This window comes from Acanthopleuribacter pedis, assembly GCF_017377855.1.
GTDB lineage: Bacteria > Acidobacteriota > Holophagae > Acanthopleuribacterales > Acanthopleuribacteraceae > Acanthopleuribacter > Acanthopleuribacter pedis.
This window is the reverse complement of the sequence record NZ_JAFREP010000024.1, coordinates 120,934-138,333: the sequence shown is the minus strand read 5'-3', so window position 1 is coordinate 138,333 and position 17,400 is coordinate 120,934. Positions and strand designations below refer to the sequence as shown.

General features: G+C 55.9%; 12 protein-coding genes. 5 read left to right on the top strand and 7 right to left on the bottom strand.

Features of this window, described 5'->3' with window-relative positions:
* Positions 1–31 precede the first annotated feature (31 nt).
* Positions 32–478 carry a type III secretion system chaperone gene (locus J3U88_RS23430; RefSeq protein ID WP_207861425.1) on the bottom strand — a complete coding sequence of 149 codons (447 nt, stop codon included), beginning with the start codon at positions 476–478 and terminating at the stop codon, positions 32–34.
* 825 nt (positions 479–1,303) lie between these two features.
* A complete protein-coding gene (locus J3U88_RS23425) occupies positions 1,304–1,666 on the bottom strand; it encodes a hypothetical protein (RefSeq protein ID WP_207861424.1) in 363 nt (120 codons plus the stop codon).
* A gap of 1,176 nt (positions 1,667–2,842) precedes the next feature.
* On the opposite strand from J3U88_RS23425, the gene J3U88_RS23420 reads away from it, so the two are divergent.
* The 3 genes from J3U88_RS23420 (at position 2,843) to J3U88_RS23410 (ending at position 5,101) form a co-directional block, all read left to right on the top strand.
* On the top strand, positions 2,843–3,322 hold the full coding sequence (locus tag J3U88_RS23420; RefSeq protein WP_207861423.1) for a type III secretion system chaperone: 480 nt from the start codon (positions 2,843–2,845) through the stop codon (positions 3,320–3,322).
* Between the two features lie 93 nt (positions 3,323–3,415).
* Positions 3,416–4,255, top strand: coding sequence for a hypothetical protein (locus J3U88_RS23415; RefSeq protein ID WP_207861422.1), 840 nt, complete (start codon positions 3,416–3,418; stop codon positions 4,253–4,255).
* A 375-nt stretch (positions 4,256–4,630) separates the two neighbouring features.
* Entirely contained in the window at positions 4,631–5,101 is a 471-nt protein-coding gene (locus tag J3U88_RS23410; protein ID WP_207861421.1) for a type VI secretion system tube protein Hcp, read from the top strand.
* 239 nt (positions 5,102–5,340) lie between these two features.
* Here the strand turns inward: J3U88_RS23410 and J3U88_RS23405 are convergent, their stop codons facing one another.
* Complete coding sequence (locus J3U88_RS23405) at positions 5,341–7,035, bottom strand: right-handed parallel beta-helix repeat-containing protein (RefSeq protein WP_207861420.1); 1,695 nt, start codon at positions 7,033–7,035, stop codon at positions 5,341–5,343.
* A 658-nt stretch (positions 7,036–7,693) separates the two neighbouring features.
* Between J3U88_RS23405 and J3U88_RS23400 the strand changes: the two genes are divergently transcribed.
* On the top strand, positions 7,694–8,173 hold the full coding sequence (locus J3U88_RS23400) for a type III secretion system chaperone (protein WP_207861419.1): 480 nt from the start codon (positions 7,694–7,696) through the stop codon (positions 8,171–8,173).
* Positions 8,174–8,265: 92 nt separating this feature from the next.
* Positions 8,266–9,105 carry a hypothetical protein gene (locus J3U88_RS23395; protein ID WP_207861418.1) on the top strand — a complete coding sequence of 280 codons (840 nt, stop codon included), beginning with the start codon at positions 8,266–8,268 and terminating at the stop codon, positions 9,103–9,105.
* A 64-nt stretch (positions 9,106–9,169) separates the two neighbouring features.
* On the opposite strand, the gene J3U88_RS23390 is transcribed toward J3U88_RS23395, so the two are convergent.
* From J3U88_RS23390 to J3U88_RS23375, 4 genes are read right to left on the bottom strand one after another with little or no spacing between them, the layout of a single operon-like run.
* Positions 9,170–12,271, bottom strand: a complete 3,102-nt coding sequence (locus tag J3U88_RS23390; RefSeq protein ID WP_207861417.1) for a hypothetical protein — start codon at positions 12,269–12,271, stop codon at positions 9,170–9,172.
* Complete coding sequence (locus J3U88_RS23385; protein WP_207861416.1) at positions 12,268–14,547, bottom strand: coiled-coil domain-containing protein; 2,280 nt, start codon at positions 14,545–14,547, stop codon at positions 12,268–12,270. The genes J3U88_RS23390 and J3U88_RS23385 overlap by 4 nt, the downstream gene beginning before the upstream one ends.
* On the bottom strand, positions 14,547–16,241 hold the full coding sequence (locus J3U88_RS23380) for a GTPase domain-containing protein (RefSeq protein WP_207861415.1): 1,695 nt from the start codon (positions 16,239–16,241) through the stop codon (positions 14,547–14,549). Before J3U88_RS23380 ends, J3U88_RS23385 begins: the two co-directional genes overlap by 1 nt.
* 8 nt (positions 16,242–16,249) lie before the next feature.
* Entirely contained in the window at positions 16,250–17,377 is a 1,128-nt protein-coding gene (locus tag J3U88_RS23375; protein ID WP_207861414.1) for a hypothetical protein, read from the bottom strand.
* Positions 17,378–17,400 lie beyond the last annotated feature (23 nt).

Here is a 17,400-nt window from a genome sequence, read left to right as displayed (position 1 = left end):
GGGGCCTCCTTGGGTGAGGGGTTCAAACGGATTAAACCGAGGGATGTTGGAATGGGGGTTCGCCGGTGGCGTCCGTGTCGTTGTTTAATTGGGCGGTCAGGCTTTGGGCCGTTTGCTGCAAGCCGGCGGTCAGGGTGAGAAAGCGGTGTTCATCGAGTTTGGCGAGCGGTCGGCGGTAGAGCAGGTGCAGTTGCTCGGGTTGGTCGACCATGGCGAGTCGCGCGCCTCGGGTCGCTTGTTGGGTGTAATTTAAGGCCGCCGCGCGGGCTAGCTGATCGTCACTGAGTTCGTTCGGGTTGCCGGGGAGCGAAATCGGCAGTGCCCAGTTGAGTTGGGGCGGGTCGTGGTCGAGTTGCAGCGAGAGTTCCTGTTGGTTGTCAAAAGCGAGGGTGATGCTTGCGGCCTCATCCAACCCCGCGGTGAGGTTGGGGTCGAGCGCACGCAACCAAGCGTTGACGCGGTCAATAGCTTCTTGCATGGTCCGGTCTCCTTTGGATGTGGTCCGGGTGGGTTGCAATGACGGTGGTACGGGTTCCAGTGGCCGGCTTAGCGCCGCGAGACAGGCGGGTTAGGGTGCGAATGCCGAGACCGTCTCGCCGGTGCCTTTGGGGGAAGCAGCCGACAGGGAAAAGGAGACGGTGGTATTGGGGAACGCGACGGGTGCCGTGTTTTGAAAGGTAATATGAAATTCAAATATGGAGAAAATAAGGAGCGCAAGGGAAACTTCTCTGATCACTACTGGGTGTGATATGTGTCACGTTTTGGAGCGCGCTACCCCGGCGCCTGTAGTGGAATAATTGACCGGTTAGCCTATCCAAATGTGGCTGGTGGATGCGAGGGCGCGTCGCTCGGTAGCGCGTGCCACCCTATGCGGGCATCGGCCGCGAGATGGTAATTGCTTGCGTTGGGATAGGTGACGGCTTTCACGGCCGGCCTCGATGGGCTGGGGGTGGTATAAATCACAGGGATTTCCACCTAATAGGCGCTGAAGAGAGATTTTCGCTAAAGATCTGGAACCTAATGGTTCGAAAAAGCGAGCCGGGGTCGCCGCGCACGACAGCACTCGCTGGGTGCGGCGAGCATTTTTTACAGGGCGTTGCAGCCCGGAGATTTAGCGAAAATCACCGCGCTTCAGCGCTTTTTAAGTTCCAGCCTTGTGTGATTCGCTGAGGCGTCCCCACCTGTTGGGCATGCAGGGGGCGTTAACCGAGGGCCGAGGGCGTTTGGTTTCATCGGGAACAAAAACGAGGTTTTCATTCCTTATTAAAGGGTCGGCTGGATGTGCTGGGGGTAGAACGCCCGCTTACCGGGTTGCCGCGGCGCCTTCCAGGCGGTCAACGACAACGTCGAGCACCGCGTTCAGATCCATGCCGGCGCGGGCCAAACCCTTTTCCTCGGGGGTCATGCCGAATTCACGGTCGATTTCCGCCAATAGCTGAGACTTGGGTTGGGTACCGATCTGGTCACGTAACTCGGTTACCCGGTCGGCGCCGGCACCCGCGGTGGTTTGCGAGGTGAAAGGACGTGTGCCGGGGCGCTCGGACCGTTCCTGCAGGAGCAAAAGATGGGAACGGTGCGCGGAAGGAAAAACGTCGGCGCTGTGTGGTTGGGGTTTTTGGACGGAGGGAGCGAAAAAGAATTTTTGAAAAAAACCGATAGCTGACATGACTTACTCCTGGAACGGTGGTGGTAATGAAGAAGTCTCCCGCGGCAAGCTGCCGTGGTTCATCCGTTGGGTGACGGCACCAAACAAACCCGCGCAGGTGGAAGCCGATCCAAGGTGTCAACTCGGAAAAGCGCGCGTGGGAAGGGTGTGTTTGATGGGATCGAGTGCGTCCTTGGACCCAGTGAGTTGGGCGCCAAAGCGTTGGTTATGCAATCGATCAAGCCAACCGGAGCACGGGGGCACGGGAGTGATTTCGTCAAACGGGGGTCGCCGGAATCAGGATGAATGTGCTGGCGGCATTGCCATGCGACCCGACTTAGGGGCCGCTCCGTTTTGATGTGGCTAATTTAATCACAAAATGTGAGGATATTATGGAGAGAATTCAAAATGTGCGATAGATCAACTGGTTAAAATTTTTTGGAAGATAGTGTGTAAGGTATAAAACAGAAAAGGGCACATAGGCCAATCAATTTTACCGATTTGCCGTGTGCCTGTTCTTGTAAAATGCTTGAAATATTTAGTTTGAGGTTTAGGTGTGAGTTTGTGGGACGTTGTGATTTTCTTTGTTACAAACTGTTACAATAGTTATGTTAGTCTGTCCTGGATTTAGGGTGTGGGTTGTGTATGAGAACGTTGGTTTCGATCTGTGAATGCTGCTTCAATTTGCGACTGAATGCTTCGTGATTCATGAGCAATATGGGGAAAAACATCTTTAACCTTTCGTTTTAAAAGATGATTTCCGCGTTCTTTTTGTGGTTATCCTTTGTTGGGTTGGGCCATGGTGGGTGTTCCTGGTTTTTGGTTGGTTTCCTACCTTCTGCTAAACCCTGAACAGAGGAAGGGACAAGTGAGCCACCCCGCTGGTTTAATGCCGCCTCCGATTTTTTCAAGATTCTTTATACAGGAGCCTGTCGCTCCTCGTACCCGGACCGGTCGCGGATTGCAAGGAAATGGGCGCTTGCATGGATCGCGCTTTCTTTTGATGGGTGTGGTCTATTTTTAAGTTGGGTGTGTTTTTTTGTCTTCTTGGTTTTTTTGTTTTGGTACAATGAGGGAAATTGTCGTTAATCCGAAAATTTGAGGAGCTTCACCTGGTGTCCACGCTGGATATCCCGGTTTGCTTTGCCGTACCGGGCGTTGAGGCGCGTCAATCCACTTGTGAAGTACGGAGGAACCATGACGGACCGCGAGGTAATTGATCAGGCGCTTGCCGCTTTGGGTGACGCCAACGGACTGAAGGATTTTGCACTTGGCGAGGACGGCAGTGTCGGTCTCTCCTTGGGCGAGGGGCTTGACCTGGCCTTGGAGTGGGATGAAACAAGCCGCCACTTTTTGATTTACCTGTCCGTGGTGCCCTTGCCCGATACCGCCCCGGAATTGCTCCAGCTCTACCATCGCCTTTTGGTGTTGAACTGCCTTGGGATCGGCACCCACAACGCCGTGCTTTCCGTCCACCCCGAAATGAAGTTGGTGTTAATGCATATGAATGTGTTCGTCGAAGACCTAAGCGCCACCCGCATCATGCGAACGGTCGACCATTTGTTGGAAGCCCGCAACGCCGTTTTGGCCGCGTTGGCAGAGGACCTATCGGAGGCGTCGGAAACCGAAGAAGCTCAGGGACCGCCACCCGTGGACCCCATGAACATGCGTGTTTAAGCAGTGCCTCATCGACGCCAATTCGTTTTTTCCTCAAAACAAAAGCAAGGTGCGGCCGTGGGGTAGGGTCGCCGGGTTACCAAAGGAGTCGCCATGTCCGGTGTAGGAAAACCGCCTAATATCAACAGCACGCCGCTGACGCCGCCGCCAAAGATTGAAAAATCCAAGGATCCAAGTCTCACGTCTTCCACACTTCAAGAGTCCGAGACATCGTGGAATCCCCTGCAGGGCATGATGCGCCGCCTGTCAGGCAGCATGCCCCAGACCGGGGACCAAGTGATCGACAGCAAATTGATCCAACCTATGAAGGAAATGACCCCGCAATTTCCGGTAAAAGAGGGACTTGAAGAGACCTTTTCCGGGCGTATGTCGGCCATGCAGCGCCTTTCCATGACCGGTACCCTTCCGATGGTTGGGCCGTTTTTTGAGCATATGGAAACCATGAAGAATACCCATCAGCACATCGATACCTTAGACCACCAGGACGTCATGGAATTGAGCGGTACCTTTGTAAAACACAAGGTTGAAAACATGAGCCTGCTCCAAATGCCCAGGCACGCCTACCAACTTGGAACCACCAGCATGGACAAAATTGATGAAGTGAAAGAAACCCAACAGGAGCTGGTGACCAAGACGAAGCAAAAGATGATGACTCAGGTTGGTACCTCGCTTGCCGTCGGCCAAGGGCTGCGGAAAGGTGGTCAAATGATGGGTCGGATGGGTGGTCCCCGCGGAAAGGTGTTGGGGTTGGCAATGCAGGGGATGGGTGTTGCCTTTGGGACAAGCGGTGCATTGAAAGTGGGTTACGACATGGAGGATGTCGGTCATAAAGTCGGCGGCATTGTCAAAGACAAACACCCGACCACCCAGCTATTCTTGGAAAAAATGAACCATCCCAAAACAGAATCGACCAAAGGCCCCGACACCGAGTAATTAGGACGTGGTAACGGTGCCTTCCGTGCCGGTATGACGCGCGTTTTGTTCCGGCTTTTGCCGTTGGTCCGATTCACGGAACAGGGTGTTTGGTTTCGCAAACACCTCGAAAACGTTTTTTGCACGGTTTTTTGTAAGGTTTGAATTTTTGTCGCGTTGGTTTGGTTTGTCCCGTTGGCTTTGGTTAAGTGTCTGGAGAAAAACGATTTTGGGGCTGTGTGGCACACCCGTCGGATGCCGAGGCCAAATTCTTAGGTTGTTGAAAACCAACGGTTTCGCTTAAACCGCCGCGAAGGTTGTTGTCATTCATGTTCATGCCGGCATGGAGTCTGCACTAACGTCCGCCGCTGAAGTTCACACAAAGGAGACCATCCCATGACCGTATATTCTTTTATCAACTGTGGCGCCATCCCCGGTAAAGAAGCCGAAACCGGCCACGAAGCCCACATCCGCGTTCACGAGTTGCACCTCAGCTCCAACCTGCCCGTTTCCGAACTGGACAACAAGGTTAAATCCAAACGTTCACGCCAGCCCTTAACCTATGTCTCCGAAATGGGCAAGCACACCCCTGTTACCTTCCAACACCTGTTCAACAACGTTGAAATTCCCGAATTGGAGTGCCTGTTCTACCGTCCCGACATTACCAACGGCGATATGGTTAACTACTTCACCATCAAATTCAAACGCCTAAAAGTGGTTTATTCCGGCGTTACCAAACGCAATGTGTACCTGCCCGAAAGCGACCGCTTTCCCGATGAGCACACCACCAAAATGGTCTACGGCAACGTTGTATACAGCTACAACGAAGACGGCATCGAAGCCGAAGACGAAGTCAACGATCACTAGAAACCAGCCCGCTAAGTTAGCGGTTGGTTTTCGCCGGCTTATTGCGAAACCGGATATCGGTTCCCCGGCACATGGTTCGATCTTATAAAAAAGGCCCCACTCCGGTGGGGCCTTTCCTTGTTAATAAAGCATTGAGCGCAAGGTCCCCACGCCCGTGGGGCCTTCCTTATTAATAAAACATTGAGCGCAAGGTCCCCACGCCCGTGGGGCCTTTTTTTCTCGATTGAGAGGGAAACGGCTTAATAAACCGCGCTGGTGATCACGCCGGTAGACGCACTCATCGCCGGGTACTGGATGTTGCTGAGGTTCAAGGACAACTGGTTGTTCCAATTGACGTTGGTCACCCGTTGCAGGTTGCCGCCCGACTCAACCACCGCGTATCGGCTACCATGGCCGTTGTAACCGCTTGTGGCAATCGTCCAGTCATAGGTACCGTAGGCCGTCGTCGGTTGTTCAAAGTACACGCCGGTACCGCTGCCGTTGCGGTGCATGCTCAGGTTGCGCAGGTAGACGTCGTACTTGCTCCAGCTATCGCGCCACATGCCGGCGTTGTAAGCCATTTCGCCGCGAGCGCGGGTCACGATGTTCACGCCGTGGCCGTAGGTGGAATCCGCGATGAAATTGTCGCGAATGTAGATGTTGCGCAAGGGACCGCCCAGCTCGTGCGACCAGTGTTCGCCGTCGCAATGGTTGGGGGCAACCACGTACTTACCCGTGTAGGTGAAGCCCGCCACCGCTTTGATGTTGTCCAACACCGAATACCGCACCGTGTTGTTGCGAATGGTTACCTCATCCGCGTTGGGCTGAATCAAAATGCCGTAGGTGGAGGCGTTCAGCACTTGGTTGCCTTCAACCAGCGCGCGTTCGCGAACCGAAATGCCAAAACCGTTCCAGTCACCTTGGTGGGATCCCAAGCTTCCGGCCGAGACCTGATCGCTGTTGCCCGCATATTTAATGGTGTTGTTTTGGATCCAAACATCAGAGGCGTCTTTGCCGCCCGCATTGATGCCGCCGCCGCTGCGACCGTTGTCCACGCCGGTAATACGGTTGTTTTTGATCCAGAAACGGCTGCCGGAGCCCGCGTAAATACCGCGACCACCGCAGTCACCTTCGCAACCCACGCCAATGCCGATATCGGTCAAATCATTGTTGTTCACCACCACATCATTCGCCGTGTGCAAGAAAATCCCCTGACCTGGCAGATTCTCCAGGGTGTTGCCGGTGATCATCCCTTTGCCGCTGTACTGGCTTTCGGGAAGGATGCTGTTGGTGCAAGCCGCATTACTCCAGCCGGTAATGGAATCAACTTGAATGCCTACGTTGCTGGTACCGTCGCCCAGGGCCGCGCCGTTGTTCATGTTGATGATGCTGCAGTCTTTGATAAGGAAGCCCCACACCTGACGCAACACGATACCGGCGCCGTAGAAACCGGAAATGGTGACCTGTTGAATGCCGACATTGGTGCTTTTGTCGGCAATAATCGCCACCGCACCCTCGGCCTGACCGCTGGGGCTTAGCACCAAGTTATGTAGCCCGATTTTATCCGAGTTGGCGATGCTGACCGCGCGTTTTGATCGGGTGCTTCCTTGTTTCGAAGGGGTATTGATGTGCATGTTTCGGATGGTGACGTTGGTGCAGTTATTCAGTGCAACCGTGCCCTTGTAGGACGCCGTTTGGACCCAGTTGGGAAGGGTCAATTCGTATTGAGCGGTGCCGCCGTCAAGAACCAAACCGCTTACGCCGTTGATTTCAACAATGCCGGTGAGGGTGATATCACGGTAAAGCTCGATGAGACCCGAGGTAAGCCCGCGGGTTTTGTAATCGCTCACGGCATCGGTGAGATCCGCTTCGTTGTAAACGTGGTAGGTTTTGGCGGAAACGGTTGGCCCGGCAAGGGACCACAGCAAGGCGAGAGAGAAACAAACTGCTTTCAAAGGAAACTCCTGTTAAGAACGTGAGGGAATAAGGCGCACATTTTTCGTTGAGCCAAGGCACAGTGATCCACGAGGAGAAATACCTGTTCTCCGGTTGGAAAGTGCGGGGAGGAACTCCGCTAGAGAGTTGTGTTCAATTAAAACGGGCTATTAGGTTGAAGACCGCGCTCGGCAAATTTTGGAGGCGTGGTTTATTTCCTCGTAAGCCGAAATAAAGCGCTGTCGACAACTATGGGTAAATACGCCTGAGCTCGCCATTTTTCTTGGTAATAGAAATGAAAAAGAAATTTTGAGAAAGTTTAACGCCGTAATAAGTGGCCTCTTGTAGCGCGCTGCGCCGCGTGGACCATGCCAAAAGCGCGACACCCGTGAGGGTTTACTGCAGGCTCCCGGCCCGGTTCCCGTCTACCTGGTTCAAGGGGAAGGGCTTGCCCAAGGCGTGGTTTTTCTTATGTTGCTATTTTCCATATGATCGCGTTTTTGCTTTTTGCGATTATTTTTTCTTTTTGGAACGTAGGTGTATCGCTAAAATAAGGGAAATTACCATGGCATCGAAATTTTGAGGAGCTTCTCCCGGTATTCGTTTTGGCTGAACCAGGATGTTTTGCCGTTGCGCGGGTTGAGGTGAGGAGATCCGCATGTGAAACAGGGAGGAACCATGACGGAACGTGAGGTGATTGATCAGGCGCTTGCCGCCTTGGGTGACGCCAACGACATCAAGGATTTTGCATTGGGAGAGGACGGCAGTGTCGGCCTTTCCATGGGAGAAGGGCTCGACCTGGCCTTGGAATGGGATGAAAAGGGGCGCCACTTATTGATTTACCTGTCCGTGGTGCCTTTGCCCGAAACCGCACCGGAACTGCTCCAGCTTTACCACCGCTTGTTGGTGCTGAACTGCCTTGGGATCGGCACCCACAACGCCGTGCTTTCCGTCCAGCCCGAAATGAAGTTGGTGCTCATGCATATGAATGTGTTCATTGAAGATGTGAACGCCGCACGCATTATGCGGACCGTCGATCATCTGTTGGAAGCCCGCAACGCCGTTCTTACCGCATTGGCGGAGGATGAGTCGGCGGAGGCCGAGGCCGAAGAAGGTCAAAGCGCGCCACCGATGGACCCCATGAACATGCGTGTTTAAGCCGGTCCGAATGTTTGCCAATCCGCTTTTGCCCAAAGCAAAAAGCAAGGTGCGACCGCGCGAAATGGTCGCCGGGCTACCAAGGAGTCGCTATGTCCAGTGTAGGAAAACCGCCTAATATCAACAGCACACCGCTGATTCAGCAGCAAAAGATTGAGAAACCCAAGGACCCACAACTCTCTTCGACCACGCTTCAGCAGTCCCAGACGTCGTGGAACCCTTTCCAGGGTTTGATGAACCGCATGAAGATGGGAATGCCCGAGACCGGCGATCAGGTGATCGATACCAAACTGATCACCCCGATGAAGGACATGACGCCGCAATTTCCGGTGTACCAGGGGTTGGAAGACACCTTTCACGGCCGCATGACCGCCATGCAGCGGCTTTACAGCACGGGTCAGCTTCCGATGGTAAAGCCGTTTTTCGAAAACCTGGAAACCATGCAGAATACCGTTCAAAACATCGACACCTTGGACAAGCAGGACATGATGGAGTTGGGTGGTACCTACGTAAAAGACAAAATTGAAAACCTGAATTTGGTCAAAATTCCCAAACACACCTACCAATTTTCAACCGTCAGCAAGGACAAGCTCGATGAGTTACAGGAAACCCAACAACAGATGGTGACCAAAACCAAGCAAAAAGTGATGGTTCAGGTTGGTACCTCGGTCGGCGTCGGCCAAATGCTGCGCAAAACCGGTCAAATGGTGAGCCGAGGGAACGCTCGCCTCAAGGTGTTGGGTTTGACCCTGCAGGGCATGGGCTTGGCTTTTGGCGGAACCGGTGGGCTGAAGATTGGTTACGACATGCAGGATATGGGTGGCAAAGTCGGAACCATCGTCAAGGATCAACACCCAACCACGCAGTTGTTCATCGAAAAAATGAACAACCCCAAACAAAAATCCATCCAAGGCCCCGACCCAAAGGACTAAGGCGCGTCGAACCGCGCCGCCTGTGCGTTCCACGGTGCCTGAAAACCTGGCATGAACCTATAGGCTAATGCAACCTCAGTTCGTTGCGACGAATGGTGATCTCTCTAATTTCCGTGACTCGGGCCTGCTCACCGTGGTGGGTCGAACCCGCGGCCCGAATCGTTTCCGCCGTTACCTCGGTTTGGGTGGGGGCGGGGCGTCGACCGCGACCCGGAAGGTCGAGCTTGGCTTGGAACGGGTGCAGGATCAAGGTAAGTTGCGCGTCGGCCGCTAATTCCAGCGGACCCAGCGTATAACTTTGGGGCCGCCCCTCCGTGAACCGCAGCGCGAACGCGGGACCCGCATCATGGCGTAACTGGTTGTAGTTGGGTCCCGGCAGACGGGCATGAACCACGGTGATGTCCGCGCCCGGGCGTTCGTCCTTCACCTTAACCATGAGGCGAAAGCGGTCGCCGCCCCCGGATTGAGGGGTGTCCAACAGGGTGGTTTCCACGGTGAGGGGCGAGGGCAGTTCCGCCACCTGATGGTGAAGCCGCAGATTGTTGGTGGTCAAGCCCGGGTTGGCGCTGAACTGCACGAGTAACTGATCGGCGTGTGCCTGGGAGGGGCGGGCGAGGTCTCGAAACCTGGCGGGCGCGTATTGCCAAGCGGCCAAGGCAAACTGGTGGTTGGCCTGTTCTAAAAGTGCCGTCGGGGTTTTGGCATCGCGGTTTTTCAAAAGGTCGGCCGCGCTTTCCCGCGTCGGATAAACCTGTTGCGCCCTGCCAAATGCGCTTTGTGCCAGGATCTTTGCGACGGCTTGCTCTACCGCGCCGGGTGACAACCCTTCCTTTAACAAGCTCAGCCCGAGCAGCGCCGGCCAAGCCCAAATCGTAAGCGGTGTTGCCAGGCCCGCCACCATGATCAACATACTCAACATTGCCAAGCGGTGTTGGTCCTTGGTGAGATGAAGCCCCATCTCCACCACATCGAACGCGAAGGTAACCCGCCGAATGATGTTGACCAGGTGGGACCAGGAAACGGCATGGCGGTGCAATGCGCCGAAACTTTGGAACCGCTGATGGATGGTTCTTTCGCGCGCCAAGGTTTTGAGGTTGCGTTTCATGCTGTCCAAACGCATATCCGCTAACAGCAACGCCAAGTCGTTGAGGTCCGCCATGCCGATCAGCACCTTTTCCCAGTCCTCGGTGTGCGGGTTTTCCTCGGCGAGCTGGTCGGCGGTGAGCAACAGCACCACCGGCAGCAGCATCCATTGCAGGCGACGACGGCTATTGGGTGCAATCGCGGCCCTTTGGTCGGTCGCCACCGGTATGACCGCATCAAGTGCTTGCTTGGCGGAGCGTGGATGATGCCGCAGCAGCGCGCCGTACAAACGGCGAAAAGTCTTGAGGATGTGGGCCGCGTTTTTCTCGCGCGCCGAAAGCAACACAACCGCGCGGTCCAATTCGCGCCGTAACAAGGGGGCGTAGGCGTCGAAGCGGGCCGCATTTTCGAGGCTGGAACGCAGTACACCGGCGACCAGACGCTGGGTGTTGAGTTGGGCGTAGCCGGTGGTGGGATCCTGTTGAAGCGCTTTTTGATCGGGTTCGCGATACCACGACGCCGCCAATTGAAGCAGTTCTTCTTCCCAATCGTGACCGTCCTTGAGCGACGTGCCGGCGAACAGGTGGAGCAGACGCAGGGTATCAAGTGCCTGGACCAGTGTGTCCAGGGTTTGGTTGATGCTCAAAATACCTGGATTGGCCAAGGTGTTTTTTAGCCAGGGCGCGGGCACCGTTTTTTCTGGGTCAACCTCGAAAAACGGCAGGAACATCGGCACGTGCAGGAAGTAACGCGCCAGTTGTTGCCGGATGCCCTCGTAACTTCGTGCCGGACAGGTTCCCTGGCGGGGGGATCGAAAGGCGCCGACGGTTGCGGCCGGATTCTTTTCATGATCGGAAGCGGTGAGGATGGCGAACAGGGTTTGCAAATCCCATTCGAGTTGGGGCACAACCTGCAGCGCACGTTGTTTGAGTTCACCGAGGAATTGTTTGGCCAAGGTGGTTCCGCCCCGCCTGGCCAGGACCCCGTCGGTTTCGGGCGAGAGGCTGTTGCAAAGGCGGGCGATATGAAAACGGGCCACCGTGGCCTCGTGCAGCCAGGTTCGATCGAGTTCACCGAGGCGAAGTTGAAGGCGGTGGCGGGCTTCGGTGAGCGCGTGGAGGATGGGAAAGGCGGGGCGCAAAACAAAGGAAGCCTCCGTTTGGCCGGCGGCAATGGCGCGGGGCAGACTGACGTGGGCCCAAGCGGGCAAGGCGGTGTCCTTAGGGTCCAACTGATTGAGGCGCGCCAGTTCCGGGTAGGGCGGCAACGGTTGTTGGATCGGGGCCAGGAGTTGTGACCAAGTTGGTTGCCAACCTTTTTGGCGCATGGCCGGGTGGGCTGGGAAAGGGAGCTGTTGGTCGTCGGGGACCACGAGCAGGGGTTCGTGTTCACCTTCGAAACGGAATTGACCGCCGGGGTCGCCGTGCCAATCCGGGACCTGAATCAGCCACGCCGGGTCGGGCGCGGGCAGGTGGAACACGGCGGTTTGCGGGCTGCCGTCATCCGGTAGATAGAGTACAAAAGGAATTCGTGTTTTCCCCTGGCCCAACACAAAAGCGACCCGACGCCGCACGGGTGGCGGTGGCATTGGCAACGACCGAGGAAGGTCCAGTGACAGCTGGAGACTGAGGCGGTGGCGCGGCGCTTGTGGGTCGGGCGCCGCGCCGTCGGCCTCGTTGTTCGCCGGGTCAGTGGCCGTTTTTTCGCCCTGCTTGGCCGGCTCGGTGGGACAGGGTCCGGCCGCCGGCAGTTGGGGCGTCTGGAACGCGGGCAACACCATCGCACCCGAGTTCCCGTCTTGGATGGCGGAGGCCGTGCCGCCGTCGGTGATCGCGGTGAAGGTGGCCAACACGGGCGATTCACCCTTTATCAGGAAGCCGCGTACCTGACCCGTGACCAACTGTTGGATGGCGGTGCAGGGTTTGATCGCCAGGGGACAGGCGAGGGTCCCGTCCAACAGTTCCTGTTCGGTGATCAGGGCGGCCCCGCCCGCGATGCAGTTGCCGGGCGGCGGTGGTTGACGAGGGGTCCAGATGCCGCCGTGGCAACACATGATGAGCGCGTTGTGATTGAGGTACTTCACTCGTCCACCTTCCAGTGAATGACGTATTCGCCTGGTTTGCGGAACCGCCGCGAGATGGTCATTTTGGAAGAGGAATTTTTCCAATAAAAATTCGCGCTTTCAATCAGTTCACCGTTATTCGGGTTCAGGCGGTAAATTCTGATGTAATCTCCAGGGACGGGTTCCGGTAGCTCGTCCCACCATTCATTCCGTGTTGCACTGGGATCTAGGTTTACACCTGTTTTGTGTTCTTTAGCGGCCTTTTCAAGGGCCGACCAGACGTTTTTTAATTGCGCGTCTTCGGGTTCCTCTTTTTGATCCTTGTCCGAAAAGGCAAGGGGGATCATCGCCAAGATTTTGGTTAACCGTTGCGCCTCCGCTTTTTGGGCTGTTGCCTGCGCTCGTAGCTCTCGCTTTTTGACAGCGGCAAGCAGCGCCTTTAATTGACGATGCTTTGTAGCGGGCTGCGAGCCGGGATCGTTTAACTGGTTGGTCAACGTGTTAATAGCGGTTTGCAGTTTGGAAAGGTTATTGCGCGATCCGGCTGTTCGGGCCTGTTTTTGGGCCTGAGTCAATGAATCACGTACCCTTTCATGGGCTTCGATCAGTCGTTTTGCTGCGATGTGAATCGCGTCGTTAGCCGCGTGCTCATTTTCCGCCGGGGTGGGAAGCGTCGGGGTCTGATAGGGATTTGCGTTAAACCCTTGGACAAGGCCGTTTAGGGACCCTACGGCGTAGTTTCTTTCAGTTTCTAGTTTGTTACCGCGCGCTTTCTCAACTTCGTGAAGGTTGGCCAGGTGGGCAGCCCGTGCCTGTTCCGCGACGAGGTTCTCTTCTACCTGTTCTTTTTTGCTTTTTTCCGTTTCGAGTTCAGCACCGATTCGCCCAAGGTCACCCAAAAGTTGAGCGCGTTCCTCTTTTAATCCCTCGATTTGGTTCATTGCCGTGCGGTACTTTTGATTGAGGGTTTGTGAGGCCTCCCGGAAATAGAGGGCGAACATCAGCGCCGCAACGACGGTTACAACCATTAGCGCAAGCGCCAGACCCATGCGGACTTGCCGGTTGCGCACGGCTTCGATGGAATAGGTTTCCAAATCAGCTTCGGCTTTTACAAGCTTTTCATCCAGTGCCTTGCACCGTGCCTGTTCATGGGCCAGGTTCGCGCGCGTTTTTTCCAAGTCTTTCGATAGGCTTTGAACGGTTTGACCCAGTTCCTCTTCTTTCGCTTCGAGCTGTTTGATCTTTTCCCCATCGGTTTTGGCTTTCTTTTTCTGTTCATCAATGGTTTTTTGTCGCTGCTTGATTTGGGCGGTTTGTTCCCCAATGGTTTGGTCTTTGGCTTCGCTGTCTTTCTTAAAGCGTTCGACGCGCAGCTCCTCTAGTTGAACCTTATTTTCGAGTTGGGTGAGCTGATCACGGAGGGCTTGGAGCCCGTCCGGTGGGTGTGGGCTGGGTACGCCCTGAATTGGGATCGGCATGGGTTGGGGGCGGGTCCTGGTTTGTGGGGGCGGTTCCAAAGGCTTTGGTAATTTGGGTGGTTGTGGGGTCGCCCTTTGAACCGAGGGATCCGCTTGAAACCCAGGGATTGCGGTTTTTGGCGGACCGTCAAAACTCAACCATTGTGGTTCCACCGCCTCAAGCAAACGCTTGAGTTGGTGTGCATCGGCGCCGGCGTGGAGGTTCCAAATAAAAGGAAGCGGTTGCAACCCTTGGGCAAGCCGCGCCAGCTGCCAAGCCCCAACTTGGCGGCGGAACCTGGGCGTCTCCTCGGGGCTGTCCACCCAAAAAGTCCGCTGGTCGGGTGGCGCTGTTGTTTCCGGTTGCGGGTGAGGCGCGCCGGCTTGAGGCAAGGGTAACGGTAAGACGACTTCTCGTTCCCCGGTAGGAACCTGCCGATAGCGCGGATGTTCTCCCGCCAGGGTATTGCCGCCGTCGATGTGACTCGCCATGGCACTGTCGAATTGGGTTGGATCCCCGTCGGCGAGGCGTAACCCTTCCTCATCAAGCAACAGGCAATGGTACCCGGTTGCTGAACGGCCCTCGCGGTCCTTGCGATTGGGGAAAAGTTTGAGGTACATCATGTTTTCCCCTTGGGGGAGCATGATGCGAAGGGTGTCCCCACCGGGAATTTGGCAAGGCGGAATAAGGTCCATAAACCGATACACCGCGTCCTTGCAGTCTCGAAAAAAAGCCAAGCGATCAGCCGGGAAGTAGGCAAGGATCTCGAAATCGCGCTTTTCCAATTGGGTATATTTCGCAAAGACGAAGTGGTGGGCGTTGATCCTTTGCTTATCCATCAGGAAATCCCCGTCAGGCGGCGATCCGCGTGATGGAAGAAATCTTCAAGACAGTGGGCAAAACCCCGGTAATACCAATCCTTGAAAAGCGGATCTTCCGGCAAAGCCGCCACCAAATACGCGTTGAAGAACGGATGGTTCAGTTTGTTTTTGGCGACGATCTCGCGCCACAACCAGCGGGTCGCCGTCATCAGCCGGCGTTTTAAGGCCGCTTCACCCGCGAGCTCGGAAGCCGCGGCGGCGTCGACCAGTTTGGTCCAGTGGTCTTCAGAAATGCCGGATGCGTAGTCAACCAAAGCGATTTTTTCCGCGTGGGTGCCGATAAATCGTGGGTGGTTGGGGGGCTGATTCAAACAATATTGATCGCATTTGGTGAACATCAGCGCGACCATCAGGTTCGGGTTGGTTTTTAAGGCCTGGGCAACATGGGTTCGGTAGTGGTTCAAGAGTCGAGAACCTTCTCTTTCCAGATGTTCGATATCAACAGGAGAAAGCACCAGCACCAGAAGGTCGGCGCCCGCGCTCACATCAAAGATCTGGGGAAAGGCCGCGTCACCCTTTTGGTCGACATCGGCCACGTCGTTGATAAAGGATCCGGTGTGGTCGACCAGGGTTACCTTCATTTTGGTATCGCGGATGGTAAAGGTCACCTCACCGCGGTAGATATTGGGTGTTTCCCCAACGGTTCCTGCTGGAAAACCGACCTTTTGCAAATTTTCTTCTGTTTCCCTGGTTGGGACCACGGTTAAAGGAAATTTGAATTCGGTACAAGCATCATCACTCATGTTCATCAATGCTTTGACAAGGCTGGTTTTGCCGCCTTTGACACCACCCAGGACGGCGATTTTTAGTTCCCGCGGGATATGACCGGTGGGGATTGGTTTTGATTGGCTTCTTTTGAAAGGCGATTTCCAAGTGGGTTGCCCGTTTGCTTTCTCGGTTTTTTGTTGGTCTTCCTCGGTAAGTATTTTGACAATGCTTTGGCTGAAGGGAATGATGTCAACGGTGCGGCCTTGTTGCGCTTGTTGAAGCCGGGCATTGAGGTAAGCCCAAACTGGGTTTTCGCCATTTTTGATGTGGCGCGCTTGGGCCGCCATTGCTTGTTCGGCTTGCAACAAGGCCTCGTTATTCAGCGGCTTTGCGGCTTGTATCTGTTCGTAGGCAAGCCGCGACTGAACACCGCGAACATACCGATCCATCGCCGGGATTTCGGTTTTTTCTGCCAACCAGTAGGCTCCATAACGGGGCGAGGCAAGTAGGGCTTTGACCAAATGATAGAGACCCGCCGGCCCGATCAAATGGTTCGTCGCCCAATCGTGGAACAGGTTTTCGGCCATCAATTTAATGGGTTGGTCATTGCGGGAAAAGGGACCGTAAATCATTTCCCAGATCGCCGGATCGGCCCCGCGTTGTGCTGCTTGGCAGACCGTGTCCAGCGTTACCCCGGCGATCATTCGTGTCCATAAATTGGGCGAACCTTCCATGGCCTTGGCCACCGCGGCTTGAATGCCGACCAGGTATGTTTTGAGTTCGGGGTCATCGGGATCCTCGGCTTTGTCCCGAATGGTTTGCAGGTGGTCGCCCCACTCGGTAAGTATCTGGAGGGCGAGATGGTGTTGGGGTGGGAATAACAGCGTTTGAAACGCGTCACCGATGGGTTGTGAATCCATATGGTTGTAGAAAAATTCAAGCATAAGCGACCTCACATGTGGGCGTTGGGATGCCATCCCCTGAAATGTAGGACCAGGGAAGGGCTCTGTTCCGGTGTTAACGCCAGGGGGTAAATCCGGGTGTTGGGTTGGTGCGCCTTGACGGCGCGGATGTCGCGCGGGGGATCGGGTCGGAAAATTTCCACCGGCGGCGGGTGAGCGGGATCGCTGTAGGTCACCAACAAATGCACTTCCCCGCGTACCTCGGTTTCGAGATCGAGGGTCAGTCGGTCGCCCGACCATCGGGTTTGATGGGGGATTCGGAGGCCGCTGTCCGCGTAAACCAAATAAACGTCACCCGACGGGCGGGTTGCCGGGCGCGGTTCGCTGTTTGCCCGTGGTTGCATCTGCAGCAGCTGCGCCAAGGCGTTGAGTTGGCGGTCCAAGCTGAGGTGGTGGGTGCGGTCAGGGTCCGACTGAAATGGGGGCAGGGGTTCGTTGTTGTTGCACCACAGCGCGCGACGCAAGGTGTTTTCCAGTTCGATCAAGGGCGTGCACATCCAGTCGGCGGCCGCTTGGAAGAGCAGATGGCGCGCCGTTTGGCTGCCGACCGACAGCAACGGTGGGGCCGTTCGCCAGCTTTCCAGGGCATCGTGCAGGCGTGCCGCGAATTGGTGAATCGCGGGCGTCACCGTGCCGCGCCAGGCGCCCAGGTGGTGAAGCGGCGGTTCCAGCTCGCGGACCAAACCGGTGTGGTGGTCGTCGTCGCGCCGGTAACGGCCCAGATACAGGTGGTCTCGCGGGCATGCCGGGGCCTCGTGGGTTGCCGATCCCACGACCAGTTGCGCTTTGGCCGGGGTCGGGTTGTTCTCATCCGCCGGCGGGTTGACCCAAAGCCACAGGTCGACCGCCTTGTGCGCGTTGAGTTGCCCGTGGGTCAGTTGTTGGGTTTGGCCGGTCGCCGACACGGGGAACCCGCTCGTGGTGAGCCCTGTTAGGTTGTTGACCGTCAAGGTGATGTGGTCGTCTGCCGGCGTGGCCGTGATGCTTTCATCCCCGTGGAAACGGGTTAAGCCGTAGCCCTGCGCGGCAAAACGTGATCGCGTTAACAACCAGCGTTCCCAATTTAAAAAATCTTGGTGGGTTAGCGGTTTGTCCTTGTACCAGGCGGGTGCGTTCATGGTGTGCTCCTTCTGCGCGGCGG